Here is a 17,296-nt window from a genome sequence, read left to right as displayed (position 1 = left end):
TAACTGTTTATACTATTAGAATGTAATATCCAAACCGAAGCTGTAAGTACGAACATTCGGGTAAGCCCATTGCAACTGAGATGGAGCACTTTCTGAACTTGAAATGTCAGTTTCCGGGTCAAGACCTGTATACGGAGTGATTGTAAACGGATTGTTCACGTCGAAATACACACGTACGTTAGACAGAATATGTTTGCTGGTCTTAATAGGAATATTATAACCTAAAGTAATGTTACGACAACGGATGAACCAAGTCTTTTCATAATAATAGTCACCGACCCCATAGGCACTTTCAGTCTGGAAATATCCGGGTAACGTACCGTTCGGATTGCTGGAGGACCAAAGATCCGATATTGAAGTAGGCTGATTATAACCACGGCGCAAGTCATTAACGTTATTACTCAACCATTGTTTCTTATAACTTCCGGCAGAAAGCTTATCAAACTGTCCATAGAAATAAACATTGAGATCAAAGTTTTTCCAACGCAAAGTATTATTAAACCCAAATAAATATCCAGGGTCAGCAGATCCGTAAATCACTTTATCTGCATCATCCAACTTACCATCAGGCTTTCCGGTCTTCATCGGAATGCCATGCTTATCAACTTTAATGGAACCATCGGATTCATAAACATATCCGTCAATATCTTTGATCTTCACCTGTCCGGGTAATGCACCGGGCATATGGTCGATCGTTTCACCTACTTGAACCAAACCATCTGACAAATAACCGGAATAGTAACGCATCCATCCGTTATACTCATCATAAGCATTCGGTTTCCATTTCGGATCACGTTCTTTCCACTTGTCACGATAGAGAGAGAATGTCAAGTCTGATGTCCATTCAAAATCCTTATTACGGATATTAGTCGTATTGATCGTCAATTCAAAACCCTGACTCTGAGTCTTACCCACGTTCGCAATGATTTTATTCACCTCGTTATAAGACAGCAAAGTCTGTTCATTCAACAAATCGGAAACGACTTTATGATAATATTCAGCAGTTACATTGACACGTCCATCCAAGAAACCTAAATCCAAACCAACGTTCCATTCACGGGCTGTTTCCCAAGTCAAAACATTGTTTCCGAGTTGACTCAAATAGACACCATTGATCATGGAATTGCCAAAGATATTATTGTTACCTACTTTATAATAGCTATAAGCTTTATCTCCTACGTTGGAGTTACCTGTTTCACCATAGCTCAAACGTAATTTACCATTAGACAATACATTTCTCAAAGGAGCCAAGAACTCTTCTTCCGTAAACCGCCATCCGGCAGCAACTGAAGGGAAGAATCCCCAACGTTCACCCGAAGCAAAATTTGAAGAACCATCGGCACGCAATGTCGCTGTCAGCAGATAACGGTCTTTAAACGTATAGTTCAAACGACCGAAGAAAGAAGCCATACGAGATTTGGTTGCACTCGATCCTACAGTCGGACGTTTTGCATTACCCGCGCCCAAGTTGTTATACAAGAAACCGTCTGTAATGAAGTCATTGCTTTTTCCTGAAAACATTTCATATGTAAACAACTGATAAGAATGACCAACCAAAGCGTTGAAGTTATGGTCGCCTACCTGTTTCGTATAATTAGCAGTCAATTCCATCAAGTAGTCGGAATTATCACCCTGCGCAATAGAGGCCGCACCATTCTCACGTTGTCCATAAAGCGTTGTCGTTGGCAAATATTGTTTCAGTTTTTGATAGTTACGGTCGATACCGAAATTTGCCTTCAACAATAAGCCATCTATCGGGCGAACTTCAAAAAATGCATTTGCCAATAAACGCTCTTGAGTCGTCTTATCTGTAATGTCCAGCAATGAAACAGGATTCGGCAAGAAAGAAGCATCGGAGTTCATCGAATAATTGCCATTCTCATCCCGAATGGGCAAAGCCGGATTAAACTGAGCCGCAGAAACCAAAATTCCGGCATTCTCATTCTGGCCACTACCTAAAGGCACGTTGTCATATTCATTACGTGTCGCCGTCAAATTAATCCCCATCTTTACATATTTGCTCAACTTCTGGTCCAAATTGGCACGAAGAGAGTATCTTGTCATTCCATTATTTTTAATCACACCATCCTGATTAAAATAGTTTCCAGAAACCAAGTACTTCGTATTATCGTTACCTCCTGTTATAGATAAGTTATGAGAAGTCTGAAAACCTAAACGGGATATTTCATCAAACCAATTCGTATTATTAGCCGGATTGGCAATCTGAGCATCTGTATAAGGCAATGTCAAAGCCGGCAGGGAAGGGTCTGTCGCCTCTTTTCCTCCATAAATGCCAACACCGTTCGTACGCATCCATTGTTCACGAGTATAATCGTTTGTTGCCCGCATAAAACCGGAAGCGTCCAACATCTCGTAAGATTTGGCTATCTGCTGTACAGAAGCCGATCCGGAATACTGTACCTTAGCCGCCCCGCTCTTACCTCGTTTTGTCGTCACGATGATCACACCGTTACCGGCACGAGCACCATAAATAGCTGTCGAACTTGCATCTTTCAGCACTTCAATAGATTCAATATCGTTTGGATTGATAGAAGCCAGGATATTATCTTTATTACCTCCTGAATATTGATTACCACTATCCAATGAACCCGGAGAATTCACAGGAAAACCATCAATAATGATCAACGGGTCATTCCCCGCCTTATCAGAAGAAGCGGCACCGCGAATACGGAAAGTTGATTGTCCACCCGGCTGGGCACTAATCGTGCTGACCTGCAAACCGGCAGCCTTACCAGCCAAAGCATGACTAACTGTAGACACTGTTGCCACAGGAGTATCATCCATCTTGACAGATGCAACTGCACCTGTCATATCCTTCTTCTTCATCGTACCGTAACCGACAACAATCACTTCTTCCAAAGCCTGTGTATCTTCTTTCAACAGAACGTTGATCACATTCTGGTTCTTCACAACAATGTCCTGAGGGATGTATCCGATAAAGGAAATCTGCAAAGTCGCGTTAGCCGGAACTTCGATGGAAAAGTTTCCATCCATGTCGGTAGTAGTACCGTTAGTCGTACCTTTCTGGATAACGTTTGCACCGGCGACAGGGCCAAATGCATCGCTTACAGTACCGGTCACCTTACGATTCTGCTGCGTGGTGGCGGTAGAAGCCGGAGCTGCCTCGGAAGTCAGGACAATGTGACGATCCTTGATAGTGTATTTCAAACCTGTTTTAGCTGCAATAGCATCCAACACAGTCTGAATATTAGCATTCTTTTCATTGATAGAGATCTTTTCGTTCTTGTTGATCTCTTCCAGATTATAGAAAAACAGGAACTCGGACTGCTTTTCGATCTGTTTCAACACTTTTTCTAAAGTTTCATTCTTAGCTGAAACATTTAGAGTAGCAGTTTGCGCATAGGTGGAAGCAACCACGCTTGACAGACAAACAGCCAACATTAACACGGTTAATTTCATGATTTTTATAGTTCTTTTCAGGTTAAGAGAAACAACTATACGTTGATTATTCATACTTTTGAATGTTTTTAAGATTAAACATGATCCCACGGCAATGGGAGTTTAATTGTTCACACTTTCAGAAGAGAAGATCCGGCAAGATTTTCTCTTCTTTTTGGTTTAAGACTAACTGGTGTTCATATTTCCTACTAAGATTAGCAATTTGTTTTTATTTAGATTTCTGATATTGTCACGTGATGATCGTCGATCTTATACCGGACCGGGATTGACAGATGGATAATCTCCATGATATCCTTGATACTCTGCCCCCGATAGAAAGTCCCGGTAAATGTCCGGCGCTTCAGTGCTTCCGACTTAACAGTGAACTGCACGCCGTAAACATGGCTCAACCGGTACAGAATAGCTTCAAGACTTTGTTCGGGGAAATAATAATATCCGGTCGTCCACGAAACAAACCGGTTGGCGTCGACCTGTTGCAGGAGGGCTGATCGCGTTCTTTTGTTATAGACAAACTGTTCGTTCGGCTTTAAGACCATAGGATGTAACAGGTTCTGCGTGGTCAGCAGGACAGAACCTTCCAGCAGTGTCGTAGTCAGGAGCGAATCGGTCGGATAAGCGGAAACGTTGAACTTCGTCCCGAGCGCTTCGATAGATTGTTCTTTGGTCTTGACAATAAATGGCTTATCTTTATCTTTGGCTACTTCAAAATAGGCTTCTCCTTCCAGTTGCACGATACGTTCGGACTTACCATAACGGGAATCATAAGAGAAAGAAGTCCGGGTTCCGAGACTGACGCGGGTTCCGTCCGGCAACACAACAACATCCGCTTCAAGCCCGTCTCCACCGACATAACTGGTAATCCGGTCGTCATATTCCCTCGAAGAAAAGATAAACACAGTAGAAGTAATGGCTGCGGCAAACATTGCCACAGCCGCATAAGTACTTATGCGGGTCAATAAGGAATATCTTTTACGCTGGCGGGACTTTCTCTTATCGAGAAGGCGAAGCCAACTATCGTGTATTTCAGAAGCACCACGGGAAGGAGCGCAGGCTTCATAAAGTGCTTTGGTCTCGAAAAACAATTTTTTGTTGTCTGCACTTTCATTCACCCAGGCATAAAAATCGTCCAAAGACCGACCTTGCAGCCGTCCTTGCAAATACCCGATGATTAATTCCGAATGTTCGTTTTCCATTTTCACTTAATTATTAGATGTAGATACAAAGTCGACACATGGTTAACTTGGTTCTTACATATACACAACGAACGGGAAAGAAAAAATACTCACAAGAAAAACAATTTTTTTCGTCATAATCCGGGAATTGCCTTCACCATGTGTGTCTCGTCCTAATTTGGGTTGACTGTGTATTAAAAAATCCTGTTATAGGTGGTCTATAAAAGTAAAAAAACAGACAAACCAGTAAATGAGTTGGGGGGACGAAAAGTATCATAGAGTGGCAACTGCCATACTTTTATCGTCAGACTATAAAGTCATAGAGCTTTTGACCTACGTCGAATACCTTTTTGACTAAGGTCGAAAAGGCTTTTGACACTAGGCAAAAAATACAAGGAGCTATAATACAGGCCTTAATTTTTTGTATATTAGGACATTAAAAAGCTTCTATAATTCCTTTATTTTTTCACTTAAGAGATTGTTTTGATTCTTTCGTCTCATGAATTAAGATGGCTTTGGTCAAATTCGTCACTCCAATGAGTGAAAGCAGATCTTTAAGGTGAAGGCAGTCCAGATGCTTGCCTTCACTTTTTTACACATTGATTTTCAACGTATAGCAAGACAGGGTGAAGCCAACGCGCAAATTCTTTATAAAAGAAATATCAGTAGGAACAGATTCGAACAGTTCTTACGCAGATAAAGGAGGGAACGATAAAGCTGGTTCTCGACCGTACGGACAGAGAGATCCAGACGTTCTGCTATTTCGGCCGCTTTCAGACCTTCGAGATAGGACATACGGAAGATTTGCTGGCTTCTTTCAGGCAGTTCGGCAACCTTTTTCATCAGCAGATCGAGCAAATCCTTTCGCATGAAAAGTTCGTCGGATGCCTCAAAGAAGTCAAGCTCTTCCAATTTTAACTGAAGGGCGCGATGATCGATGATCTCCTGCTCCATATTCATGCGGCGGAGACAATCCAGGCAGGCATTTCGGACGGAGACATAAAGCACCCGTTTCAGGTCATTCTCCGGAAGGCGGAACACCTGCTTGTCCCACAACTTCAGGAATACATCGTGGACAATATCTTCGGCAAAGAAACCGGAAACGAACTTCTCCGCAAAGCGCATCAACATCGGGGCATACTCCGTATAAATATGCCGGTATTGATCTATGTCCAAAGATGCATTCCCCATATTTGCAAATATAGAAAAAAAATCTAATTATTCATTAACAAACACTTCATGTACACCCGGTTCATCGAATTTTATCGGTTCGACCTTTCCGGTGACGGCATTCATACATTGAACTACATCGTTTCCGGTAGTCTGGACCTTGATCACCCAGCCGTTCTCTCTCTTGCAGACAGACAAGATATCCGTCGTATTGGAAGCCGGCATGACAGCCAAGCCGTCAGCGCAATGGATGGTTTCAATATGATAACGGCGCACAACAACCGGAAACTTTTTACCTTTATAGATAAAGGTGGCCGGACGCTGGTCTTGGTCGCTCGCCCAATCGGTATTCAACAGATAGATCGTACGACGGTCCGAATGATCCCAAACCGTGAAACCGACTGAAGGAGCCGCCTCCATCCAGCCTTGGCAGGTTTCCTCACCGGCAGCCTTGGCAGCAATTTCTTTCATGGCTTCCACATAATCAGCTTTCAACATCATTTCGGCGGGATAGGCTTTCTGGGGGAAATAGATGATTTTTCCCGAACCGCAGGCGATCTCCGTCTTAGTGGTCAGTTGCCGGTAATTTTCTCCCAACATCTCACGGATAACCGCATCGTCGGCAGGGAAACGGACCGGCTGGTCGGGCTGCAACTCTTCGTTCAGATGGGCCGCCGTGAGCAAAAGCGTTCCGCCCTTGAATACAAAATCGCGGATACGCAGGAAGTCATTCGCGTCGTAACTGTTCCATCCGAGGAAGATCATCGCCTTATACCGGTCCATCACGTCTTGCGGCGCTTCGACAGGAAGCAAGTCAACCGTACCGTAAGGGGTGGAAGTAAACCAACCTTCCGGCCCGCAGCCATCCACGATATTGTCCGGATAGAAGACATTCAGCAGATCGAAACTCTCGCATGCCTTATTGAACTTCCATTTATCACCCTTCTGCGACCACAGGCTGCCACGACCGAACGACTTCCAGGCGTCGTTACGCCCCTGGATCACGGCAACATTGCTTCTCAAGTCGCCACGGCGGGAATGCGTTTCCACGAAATCGAGCATCTGATGTTGGGCAAACAAGTGTTCCTTGCCGGAAACGGAATAACGGTCGTTCATATATTCGTCCGTCCACAAGGCCTCTTCCGTATTCATATGGGAAGAACCGTGCATATAAGCAACGGCCAGCGACATATACAGGCGCAGGGAGTGTTTCGGATCGGTAAACGGCCCTGAGCCCCATTGCATGGCATGAAGCGTCCCGTAAAGCGGACGGCTGTAGGCGCGGGATGCACCACGCAGGGAAGAGAGTATGATTTCTTCCGGTCCGTACATCTGTTCGGCTCCCAGCCAGTCGTAACCGGCTTGATACAGATAGCGGAACAGCGTGGACGGTCCCGTATGGCGCGTGCTCGGACCTTTGGAATAGCGGAAATTGGCAACGAGCTTGCGGGCGCCGTCGGCCATGTCCGTCACCCCTTCCGGATCATAATGGATAAAGACGCCGTGGTCGGTATAAATCGGACGATGTTTGGCAAAGATTCCGCCATAAGGACGGTTGCGTGCCGCCATATCGGAGAATACTCCCTGGTACTGGAAATGCTGCCAGTAATAGTAGCCGCCGTCATTCTCATGCGCCTGCTTGCCACGGAACATCGGGGTTGCCAATGTTTCCAAAGAAGGATTGATCCGGCTGCCTGCCAGCGTACGTCCTTCGACTTGCCAGGCGTACGGGATCTTCAACTGGTCCAGCAATCGGGTGTAATGGCCGATGACGGCAGGATCAGCTACTCGGAAACCGCTCCACTGGTAGGAAGGACGGAACTGATACCAGTTACCGATCCGGTTGGAAACATACCATTTGAAGAAATAATCATACGGCGTATATTGCTTGTCGATATAAATTTCGTCACCGGACGAAAGATAGATCAGCTCTGCCTCCTTGTCGATCACCTGGCGGATTTGCGCCTGTTCCGTACGGCTACCGTCGTCAAACACCAGCGGGATGGCGTGACCAGCCTCGCCTGTACGCATTTCCACGACATGTAGGCCGGGGGTTTCAAACAGGCACTCCTGCTCAGCGGGAGTGGCAGCACCGTTTGCCTTCACTTTGAGACTGACATTCGGCCTGTTCGTTTCTACCAATATACCGAAAGAGGCGTTTTTGGCAACATATTCAGGAACGGAAACGACTTCAAAATCGCGTGCGGTCTCTTCGATGATCTCCAGACCGCGCAGTTCATACGGATAAGCAGCGCGATGCGGCTCTTTCCGGAGCGTCAGCTTCATCTCTCCACTGCCATGCAAGGAAGACGGAAGCGGGATATAGAAGTCCGCCACATTAGAAGCGCGGTCGAAGATGTTTCCTTCGAAAAGCGTCTCCCCGTTAAATTCGAGCTTCCACATCGGCCAGCTGCGGGTTGAGAGGTTACAGCCGATCCAGTAGTTGTAGTTGTCCGGTTTTTGGGCAAACTTGGTGAACGGTATGGAGCAAACCGCTTTCTTGTTTTGTATCAGGCGCGGAGCTTCCACCCAACATTCGCCGTTGAAATGCGTCCCGCCGATACGCAGGAAAGCACAAGCCACATTTTCCGGCAATGTGAATGTCTCAGACACCGTCTGATATTTTCCCGTACCTTCCGGGACCGGCATGTAAAGCACGGAATCCGGCTTGTCATAGATATCGTCAGCCGCCCGTCCCGGTTTCCGGTAGAACAATTCGATCTCGACTCCGAAATCACCATTCCCGGAAACAGTCAAACCCTGTTTCTTCACGACCGGCAGCGTTACCGTCAGTTCACCCGGTTTCAGCAACTTACCGGAAATGCGGTAATAGGCATGGCGCTCGAAATTATCGTCTTCGCCTTTGAAATAAAGCGAATAACAGTCCTTTTTACGGATCACCGAATCCAAGTTGTCGTCAATATAAAACTCGGACCGGCGGAACATTTCTTCACCTCTGTTCTGGAAAGGAGCAGGCATCTTCACCCCTCCGATCACACGCAAAAATTTTCGCGTCGGGATTCCGGACTGTCCGAACGTAACGGTTTCGGAGATACTCTGATCGGGTTGGAGCAGATGTGTTTTTTCACTTCCTGCGGGAGTAAAGACGACCGTTCTTGTCTCTTTCCAGGAAGATGCAGCGTATGCCTGAAGTACGGCAAAGACGATCAGGCATAGGGAGATACATGTTTTTTTCATATAAACTTAATACAAATGTTTTTCGTTCAAATCACTTTCCAAATGTACGATTTATTTCCGTATTATTATTACTCGCAGTTTTTATGTACTTTTGTAGATATAATTATAAGCACTTAAGACTGCAAAGATGATAGTTGTAAGAGACACGGAGACATTGAAAGGGAAAAGGCAGGTAGCCACTATCGGCTTTTTCGATGGAGTTCATCTGGGACATCGTTTTCTGATTCACGAACTGAAGCAGGTGGCCGAAGCCGCTGGATTGCCTTCCGCCGTCATCACGTTTCCCGAACATCCCCGTGCTGTCCTGCATGCCGACTATCAGCCGAAGTTGCTCAATTCGTTCGAAGAGAAATTGAAACATTTGGCTTCCACCGGGATCGACTATTGTATCGTGCTGGACTTCACCCTCGAACTATCCCGCCTGACGGCAAAAGAGTTTATCACTACCGTATTGGCAGACCGGTTGCATGTGGACACGTTGCTGATCGGCTACGACCACCGTTTCGGGCATAACCGCGAGGATGGCTTCGAGCAGTATGTAACGTATGGCGAGGCTTGCGACATGCGGGTTATCAAAGCTTCGCAATACAGCGAAGGAGAGGCGGCCGTCAGTTCTTCCGAAATACGGAAACTCCTTGCGGAATGCCGGGTGGAGGAGGCGGCTCATCTGCTGACTTATCCTTACGGGCTGAAGGGAAGCATCGTCAGCGGTTATAAGGTCGGCCGGAAATTAGGTTTCCCGACCGCCAATATCCAAGTGGACGAGCCTTTCAAGATCATTCCGGGTATCGGCGTATATGCCGTTCGGGTATATCTGAACGGACTGCGCTACAAGGGAATGCTGTACATCGGTAACCGCCCGACCCTGGACAACGGGGACAACATCACGCTGGAAGTAAACATCCTCAACTTCTCAGGCAACATCTACAATAACGAAATAACAGTCACGTTCATACAACACGTACGAGGCGACATCAAATTCGACACCCTCGACCAACTGATCGACCAACTGAAAAAAGACAGGGAGACGGTGGATAGAATATTAACGGAATAAAACATAATCATGTACTACGACGCAATAGACCTATTAAAAGGGATGATTTCACGTCCTTCTTTCAGCAGGGAGGAGGGAGAAACGGCTGATTTTCTCAAGCAGAGCTGGGAAAAAGCCGGGTATAAGGTGAACCGCAAAGGGAATAATCTGTGGCTGATCGCTCCCGGTTTTGATCTGGACAAGCCTACCCTGCTGCTCAACTCCCATATCGACACTGTCAAACCGGCTTCGGGCTGGACGAAAGATCCGTTCAATCCGGAGGAGACGGAAGACGAGCGTCTGTACGGCCTTGGCAGCAATGATGCCGGCGCGAGCGTAGTCTCTCTTTATGAAGCATTCAGGGTGTTATCAGGGAAGGAACAACCCTACAACCTGATCTTCCTGGCTTCATGCGAAGAAGAAGTTTCCGGCAAGAACGGGCTGGAAAGCGCTCTTGCCGACCTTCCCCCTATCGCATTCGCCGTTGTCGGCGAACCGACCGGCATGCAACCGGCCGTAGCCGAAAAAGGGTTGATGGTCCTGGACTGTGTCAGCACCGGCAAGGCAGGACATGCCGCCCGGAACGAGGGGATCAATGCGATCACGCTTGCGATGAAAGACATCGAATGGTTCAACACCTATCAGTTCCCGGAAAAAAGCGATTTCCTCGGACCGGTGAAAATGAGCGTCACGATTATCCACGCCGGGACACAGCACAATGTCGTTCCGGACCGCTGCGAATTCACCGTCGATATCCGGACAAACGAATTCTATCCCAACGAAAAACTGTTCGAACTGATCAAATCGCAGGTCGGCTGCGAAATAAAGGCCCGCAGCTTCCGCCTCAACTCCACCCGTACAGATTTGCAACATCCGTTCGTACGCCGTGCCGTCATGATGGGAAAAGAGCCTTTCGGTTCGCCTACTTTGAGCGACCAGGCCCTCATGCACTTCCCTTCCGTGAAGATCGGACCGGGAAATTCCGCCCGTTCCCATGCCGCCGACGAATATATCGGCCTGATGGAGATACGGGAAGCAATCGATATGTATATCAAGCTGCTCGACCAATTGACGATTGACAATTGAAAAAGAGCAAGATCATTCTACCGCATCCTCTCTTTCTTCAAACTTTCAATTAATATGAGGGACCTCTTCACAACCATCGGCACACGTTACCTAATCGCCATCCTGAACTTGGCACTGATCTTTATCAATGCCAAGGTATTGGGTGTCGAAGGAGTCGGACTGGTCGGGCTGATTCTGGCGATAGTAGGAATCGCCACCATGTTCTGCGGAATATTGGCGGGAAATACGATCGTCTATTTCATGAACCGCTATTCCATGCAAGCCGTATTTTTACCCTCTTACTGCTGGACACCCGCCGGAGCTGGCATCGCTTGCGGCAGCATGGCCATCCTCGGAGTACTTCCCGAAGGGCACGCCCTTGATATTTATATTCTTTCCATTCTGACCTCCCTCGTTGCCGCAAACTCCCGTTTCCTGTTGGGAAAGAATCAGATTTTCGGGTTCAACCTGACCTTTGTCTTGCAAGGAGGATTACTATTTTTTGTCTTATTATTCCTTTATTACGGATTGAAGATACGGAACGTAACCGCTTACCTGTGGGGAATGTATTTCACAAACGGTATCGCGTTTCTCGTCAGCCTTTTCCTACTCCTGCCGTTTCTGAACAAAAAAGAGGCAGATCCCCGGAAGGGACGCTCCCAATACGCTCTTTTGAAAGAGATGTTTGCTTACGGGCTTTGGGGAAGTGCGGACAATATTGCCGAGATCCTGACTACCCGCCTCAACTATTTCCTGATCCAACGGTTTGCCGGGTTGGGAAGCGTCGGACTGCTGGATGCGGGAACCAAGATTTCCGAGAGCGTCTGGCATATCAATCGCAGCATCGGCTTTATCACATACAGCCGCGTTGCCCGGACACATAAACCCGGCGAGCAAAAACAAATCACGCTCCGGTTCTTCAAACTAACTTTTTGTGCCATCACACTTGCGACCGGCTGCATTCTTCTGATACCGGAATGGATCTATACGGATTATCTGTTCAGCGCCGAGTTCGTAGGGATGCACAACGTCATAACAGGGTTGTCGGCCGGAATCATAGCACTGGCCTGCAACAGCATACTATGCCAATATTTTACCGGAAGCGGCAAAATACGTTACAGCACGGGCAGTTCTTTTGTCGGTTTGATAAGCCTGCTTGTTTCGGGCTACCTGCTGATCCCGCACTACGGAGTGTTCGGATCGGCCATCAGTTCCAGTATCGCATTCAGCACCATGCTGGCATTCTCCATGATTATTTTCTGCAGGAAAACAGGAACTCGCCCAAAGGACTTTCTGATCAATAAAGAGGATGTGAGGTTCGCACTCCGGAAACTCCGGTTGACACATGACGACGATCAGCCCTGACACACCTGCTACATCCGTCGTGACGCGCCCCCGGTCAGCCTCAATGCGCCTTTTCGTCAATCCAGCCACGGAGCCGGATTCAGTTTCGTCTTTTCTTTCCAAAGCTGGAAATGAAGGATCGTGGCATTGCCGTCCTCTGTATCGGTAAAGATCTTTCCGATCGCCTGGCGGGTACTCACCTTATCGCCTGCCTTCACATAGACCTGGCTCAAGTTGCTATATACCGTCAAATAGTTACCATGGCGGACAATGACCGAATTGTTATATCCCGGAACAACGAACACACGCGTCACCTCACCATTGAACACGGCGCGGGCATCCGTACCCGGAGCGGTCTGGATGTCTATACCGCTGTTATTCGTACGGACATACTTCAATTCCTGGTGCTGCTGTTCGCCGAAGGCAGCGACAATCGTATGGCGGCCGGACACAGGATAAGGCAAACGCCCCTTATTGCTTGCAAAATCATCGGATAAGCGCTTCTCGGCCTTTGTCATGGCATACCCGCCTTTGGTGTCGGCGACACGTTCTTCGCGGACCGGCTCCGTCTCCGGTTTTGTTTCAGGGACTTTCTTTCCTGAAGCAGCCGCCTTTTCACGTGCCAAACGGTTCCTTTCAGCACGGGCCGCCCGTTCGCGGGCAGCTTTGGCTTCGGCTTCGGCGCGGGCGATTTCTTCGGCTATCTGCTTTTCGATCTGGCGGTTCAAAGCATCAGCCTGCTTCTTCTTCTTTTTCAGGTCGGCCTGCAACTGCTTTTGTTTCTTGTTTAACTGCTGCACCTCCTCTTTCTGGCTCGATTCCTCGGTCTGGAGCTTACGGCTTTCATCCTCCCGCGCACCCAATAAGGCGTTCTTCTCGGCACGTGTCTTTTCCAGTTCTTTCTGCTTGCCGACAATTTCCTTCTGCTTACCGATAATTTCGGAAGCCTGCTTCTTCTGCCAGTCGGCATACTCGCGAAGGTAACGCATACGGCGAAGGGACTGGGCAAAATTGTCGGCGGAAAGGATAAACAACAACTTATCCTGCGAACTGCGGCGTTTGTATATGCTTTGAACCGATTTCCCGTAATTCTGCCGCTTATTCCCCAACTCTTTTTCCAATTGGGAAATGTTCCGGCGGGAAGCGGCTATCTGCTTGTCTATTTCCCCGATCTCCTGGTTCAGGAGGCTGATGACCTGTTTACGAGAAAGGATCTGTTTGGAGAGCAGGTTCAGCCGGTTCAGCGAGTTACGCGCCGTCTGCCGCGTCTCGTCCAATAGCTGGCTGGTCATCTCGATCTCGGCAAGTGCGGCTTTACGCTGCTTTTCGAGTTCGCGTACTCTTGCCGAGTTCTGTGCGGAAACAGAACCGACCGACAGCACGAATATGACGAGCCAGAAGTATCTCATCTTACATTTTATTACTACTCAACGATTTGATGATCTGAGACAACGTGATACGTTTATATTTGGCAGGAATGGAAAAATCCATTTTCACCGGGACATCCGTCTGCATGCGGGAGAAATGCAACGTGACTCCTCCTTGCGAAGCGCCATCCTTCATCACCTGCACATCCATTCTCATCGGGAAAGGCTGTCCGTCTGCCAAGCGAAAATCAGCATAATCCCATTGCAAGGCGTAACGGTCCGAAGGTTCGGAAATACAGGTTGAGAGAATCTTCTCCTCCCCGTCCGCCATAAAGGTGTACAGCAACCCCATCACGTCTTTTACCTGTATTTCGGCTGCGGGCCCGTCCTGCTTCAGCTTAAAGCGGTTGTACAGCTTCGGGCTGATCCCCTGCTGTCCGGGAAGGAACAGACGGTTGGTGAAAAGTGCCTGCAGATTATAAAAATTGAACTCGATCGGTGTCTGCCCTTTCAGGTTGGCATAATTGTCAGCCACATAGCGCTTGTTCATACGGTCGATCACCTTTACGCTGTCCACACTGATCTCGGCGCGGAAAACCTCGATACCTAAAAAGGGTTGCACGGACAACTGGAAAGCACTGTCTTTTACCATCTTCAGATCCACACGCGAACTCATATTGTTGCCCGGCAAGTTCAAGTCCACGTTCAGGCGTGCAGTCAGGGTTTCATACTTGAACGCCTGCTCCTGCATAAGCGTAAAGAACTCGTTATGCGCTTTCGCCCCGCCCGCTTCGACCGTACCGACTTTCTTGGTCGATTTACAACCTGTGAACGACAGGGCGATAAAAAAGACCAGCGCAAAGGCAAGGCTTATCTTATTCATTCTTGACCTCCTCTTCTATATAGGTTCCCTCTGCGATCTTGCGATCCAGCACATCGCTTTCTTTTCCCATCTCCTTCGCTTTCTTCCATTGTTCAAGCGCCTTTTCCTTATCGCCGCTCATGAAGAGGATATCGCCGTAATGGTCTACCAGCTCGGAGCTTTTGGTCGTATCGTTGGCAAGCGCGCTCTCTATGTATATCTTGGCAAGCGTATAGTTTCCCTGTACAAAGAATATCCAGGCATACGTATCGAGATATGTCGAATTGTTCGGTTCCAGTTTGACTGCCAATGCACTCATCCGTTCCGCCTTTTTCAGATCTTTCTTTTCCAGCGAGAGGAAATAGGCGTAATTATTGAGGACGACCACGTTCTTGTCGTTGTACTTCAACGCTTCATCATACGCTTTATAGGCTTCCGGCATATTCTTGATCTGATAGTAGATATCGCCTATCTGTCCGTAAAAATCAGACTTCAACCCGACGTTCGTCTCCGGGATAATCTCCAGGCCGGCTTTGTATGTATCCAGTGCATCCTGATACTTTTCCTGCTGGAAATAAGCGATCCCAAGATAAAAGTAATACTCCGGTGCATCGGGGAAAAGCTCCTGGCAACGGGTACAGATACGGATCACTTCGGGAATGTCTTCCGACTTCAACGCCAGATTCAAGAGTTGTTGCCAGGCAGCAGCATTCGAAGGTTCCATCTCGGTAATCAGCTGAAACTGGAAACGGGCCTCATCAGTCTTCCCCTGCGCAACCAGCAGACTGCCGTACATCTGTTTCAGATCGGTATCTTCCGGATGCTGTTCCAGTAATGTCTGGAAAAGGGCATTCGCACTCTCGGTCCCCTTCTTCGTCTGCTGCAGTTTGAGAATATAACGGGACAGGATACCGACTTTCGTCTCGACATCCAATTTCTCGTTCACTAATGCATTGCGTATCTGCGTCTCGGCGGCGTCTTTATTACCGACGACTTCATAATAGTTCGCCATAGAGACAATGTAATAGGGACTTTCCGGATCGATTTCGTGTGCTTTCTGATAATATTTCAACGCTTTGACCGTATCATTCTTTTCCAAGTGGAGATCCCCCAAAATGATCTGATAGCGGGATTCCATCGGGAATTTGGCGGCAAGCTTTTCCACCTCTTTGAACGCGTTATCGTTCTGCTCCAACGCATTATACAATTTATATTTCTGCATGGAAAGCGCCTCGCTCATGCCTATGGACGATTCGAGGGCGTCATAAGCATCGATCGCCTTCCCGATTTCACCTTCCTGCGTAAGCGCATCCGCCAGGTAATAGTTCAACTCCGGTTTTCCGGGATAATCTTTTACAAGCTTCTCATACTCGTCCGACGCCTCGCCGAACATACCGAGGTTGCGGCTCATTGTCGCCAACGCCAGCCGGTAGGTAAAATTATCGGAACTGTAAGCCACCGCACGCCGCAACATCTCCAGCGACTTTTCCGGACGATTCAGCTGGGCATAAAACGAAGAAAGTTCGTATAAGACGGCCGAGGCGGTCGAATCGATCGCCAGACAATGGTTAAAGGCATCATAAGCGGCATCGAATTTCCCGGCTGCCTTCAGGTTCAGCCCTTCATAGAAGAAGTAATCGAACTTCCGCTGATCCCCGGCACTCACTTTATTCGGCTTCGACGATATTTCCACCTTCGCCTCCTGATCCTGTGCCCTCAACGATTGCGGACTCCCGATCAGGAATAATAGAAAAGATATCGAGATCAGAGACTTTAGCATCCCTCCCATATTTTTTAATTCTTAATTCTTAATTTTTAATTATCTCCCCGTGTGGCCGAAACCGCCGGCTCCCCGTTCGGTGTCGTCCAGCACTTCCACCGGCTGCCAGACGACCTGGCTGTGAGCCGTGATCACCATCTGACAAATACGCTCCCCGTCATTGATGGTAAACGATTCGGAAGAGAGGTTTATCAGGATTATGCCGATCTCGCCGCGATAGTCCGCATCGATAGTACCCGGCGTGTTCAGCAATGTGATGCCATGCTTCAATGCCAGGCCGCTACGGGGGCGCATCTGTGCCTCATAGCCTTCCGGCAACGCGATATATAATCCGGTCGGTATCAGTTTCCGTTCAAGGGGTTTCAACACTACCGGTTCCGTCAGATTTGCACGAATGTCCATTCCTGCCGACAGCGGAGTCGCGTATCCCGGCAGCGGATGGTGTGACTTATTTATGATCTTTACTTCCATAAACTCTTTTATTTCCGGGCAAATTTACATAAATATCCCTGATTACCATCTCCCGGAAGTTCCATTATTCTTTAAATTATACTAAGTACACCTATATGCATCCACACCGGAGTGTTTTGGCTCCCTTATGATGCTTTTTCTTCAAAACAAGCAAGAAAAGTACGGAAAACAAGCAGAAATGATCACAGACACCCCCATCTTGCACCTTTCAACATCCGGGTGTATGGGGCGGTTACACCCGGATGTTTCTGCTCCGGACACCCGGATGTATGGAAACAAAACATACCAACTAATTGATTAATCTATGCTTATATTGCAAAACAAAGACTATGACTTTCTGTCTCGTCCTGAAATAGGTTGACTTCATAAAAGTCAACAAAGATGAAAAAAGAG

11 protein-coding genes are annotated in these 17,296 nt (G+C 47.7%); 3 read left to right on the top strand and 8 right to left on the bottom strand.

What is annotated here, in order from left to right; all coding sequences use genetic code 11:
• Positions 1–15 precede the first annotated feature (15 nt).
• The 4 genes from KTG12_RS09185 to KTG12_RS09170 all read right to left on the bottom strand — a co-directional run bounded on the left by KTG12_RS09185 (position 16) and on the right by KTG12_RS09170 (position 8,981).
• Positions 16–3,495 (bottom strand): TonB-dependent receptor, encoded by a 3,480-nt coding sequence (locus KTG12_RS09185; RefSeq protein WP_005633498.1) that lies wholly within the window; start codon positions 3,493–3,495, stop codon positions 16–18.
• 158 nt (positions 3,496–3,653) lie between these two features.
• Positions 3,654–4,634 (bottom strand): FecR family protein, encoded by a 981-nt coding sequence (locus KTG12_RS09180; RefSeq protein WP_005633500.1) that lies wholly within the window; start codon positions 4,632–4,634, stop codon positions 3,654–3,656.
• 627 nt (positions 4,635–5,261) lie between these two features.
• Positions 5,262–5,804 (bottom strand): RNA polymerase sigma-70 factor, encoded by a 543-nt coding sequence (locus tag KTG12_RS09175; RefSeq protein ID WP_005633503.1) that lies wholly within the window; start codon positions 5,802–5,804, stop codon positions 5,262–5,264.
• Positions 5,805–5,831: 27 nt separating this feature from the next.
• Positions 5,832–8,981, bottom strand: a complete 3,150-nt coding sequence (locus KTG12_RS09170; RefSeq protein ID WP_005649677.1) for a hypothetical protein — start codon at positions 8,979–8,981, stop codon at positions 5,832–5,834.
• Between the two features lie 127 nt (positions 8,982–9,108).
• On the opposite strand from KTG12_RS09170, the gene ribF reads away from it, so the two are divergent.
• Genes ribF through KTG12_RS09155 form a run of 3 tightly spaced genes read left to right on the top strand, consistent with a single transcriptional unit; the run spans position 9,109 to position 12,444 of the window.
• Complete coding sequence (ribF, locus tag KTG12_RS09165) at positions 9,109–10,035, top strand: riboflavin biosynthesis protein RibF (RefSeq protein WP_005649679.1); 927 nt, start codon at positions 9,109–9,111, stop codon at positions 10,033–10,035.
• Between the two features lie 9 nt (positions 10,036–10,044).
• A complete protein-coding gene (locus KTG12_RS09160; protein ID WP_005633509.1) occupies positions 10,045–11,100 on the top strand; it encodes a M20 family metallo-hydrolase in 1,056 nt (351 codons plus the stop codon).
• A gap of 54 nt (positions 11,101–11,154) precedes the next feature.
• Positions 11,155–12,444 (top strand): lipopolysaccharide biosynthesis protein, encoded by a 1,290-nt coding sequence (locus tag KTG12_RS09155; RefSeq protein ID WP_005649681.1) that lies wholly within the window; start codon positions 11,155–11,157, stop codon positions 12,442–12,444.
• A 56-nt stretch (positions 12,445–12,500) separates the two neighbouring features.
• Here the strand turns inward: KTG12_RS09155 and KTG12_RS09150 are convergent, their stop codons facing one another.
• From KTG12_RS09150 to dut, 4 genes are read right to left on the bottom strand one after another with little or no spacing between them, the layout of a single operon-like run.
• Positions 12,501–13,832 (bottom strand): murein hydrolase activator EnvC, encoded by a 1,332-nt coding sequence (locus KTG12_RS09150; protein ID WP_005633512.1) that lies wholly within the window; start codon positions 13,830–13,832, stop codon positions 12,501–12,503.
• 1 nt (position 13,833) lies between these two features.
• Positions 13,834–14,673 (bottom strand): DUF4292 domain-containing protein, encoded by an 840-nt coding sequence (locus KTG12_RS09145; protein WP_005633514.1) that lies wholly within the window; start codon positions 14,671–14,673, stop codon positions 13,834–13,836.
• A complete protein-coding gene (locus KTG12_RS09140; RefSeq protein WP_371745034.1) occupies positions 14,666–16,441 on the bottom strand; it encodes a tetratricopeptide repeat protein in 1,776 nt (591 codons plus the stop codon). Before KTG12_RS09140 ends, KTG12_RS09145 begins: the two co-directional genes overlap by 8 nt.
• A 30-nt stretch (positions 16,442–16,471) precedes the next feature.
• Positions 16,472–16,903, bottom strand: coding sequence for a dUTP diphosphatase (dut, locus tag KTG12_RS09135; RefSeq protein ID WP_138273279.1), 432 nt, complete (start codon positions 16,901–16,903; stop codon positions 16,472–16,474).
• Positions 16,904–17,296 lie beyond the last annotated feature (393 nt).

Origin of the sequence: Parabacteroides sp. MSK.9.14, assembly GCF_019041495.1 — a bacterium.
Lineage (GTDB): Bacteria > Bacteroidota > Bacteroidia > Bacteroidales > Tannerellaceae > Parabacteroides > Parabacteroides merdae.
The sequence above is the reverse complement of the archived record's forward strand: the minus strand, read 5'-3'. Positions and strand labels throughout refer to the sequence as shown.

Excerpts from the sequence above, each read along its gene's own strand:
- KTG12_RS09185 (WP_005633498.1), bottom strand. The coding sequence starts at position 3,495 with ATGAATAATCAACGTATAGTTGTTTCTCTTAACCTGAAAAGAACTATA.
- KTG12_RS09180 (WP_005633500.1), bottom strand. The coding sequence starts at position 4,634 with ATGGAAAACGAACATTCGGAATTAATCATCGGGTATTTGCAAGGACGG.
- KTG12_RS09175 (WP_005633503.1), bottom strand. The coding sequence starts at position 5,804 with ATGGGGAATGCATCTTTGGACATAGATCAATACCGGCATATTTATACG.
- KTG12_RS09170 (WP_005649677.1), bottom strand. The coding sequence starts at position 8,981 with ATGAAAAAAACATGTATCTCCCTATGCCTGATCGTCTTTGCCGTACTT.
- ribF (WP_005649679.1), top strand. The coding sequence starts at position 9,109 with ATGATAGTTGTAAGAGACACGGAGACATTGAAAGGGAAAAGGCAGGTA.
- KTG12_RS09160 (WP_005633509.1), top strand. The coding sequence starts at position 10,045 with ATGTACTACGACGCAATAGACCTATTAAAAGGGATGATTTCACGTCCT.
- KTG12_RS09155 (WP_005649681.1), top strand. The coding sequence starts at position 11,155 with ATGAGGGACCTCTTCACAACCATCGGCACACGTTACCTAATCGCCATC.
- KTG12_RS09150 (WP_005633512.1), bottom strand. The coding sequence starts at position 13,832 with ATGAGATACTTCTGGCTCGTCATATTCGTGCTGTCGGTCGGTTCTGTT.
- KTG12_RS09145 (WP_005633514.1), bottom strand. The coding sequence starts at position 14,673 with ATGAATAAGATAAGCCTTGCCTTTGCGCTGGTCTTTTTTATCGCCCTG.
- KTG12_RS09140 (WP_371745034.1), bottom strand. The coding sequence starts at position 16,441 with ATGGGAGGGATGCTAAAGTCTCTGATCTCGATATCTTTTCTATTATTC.
- dut (WP_138273279.1), bottom strand. The coding sequence starts at position 16,903 with ATGGAAGTAAAGATCATAAATAAGTCACACCATCCGCTGCCGGGATAC.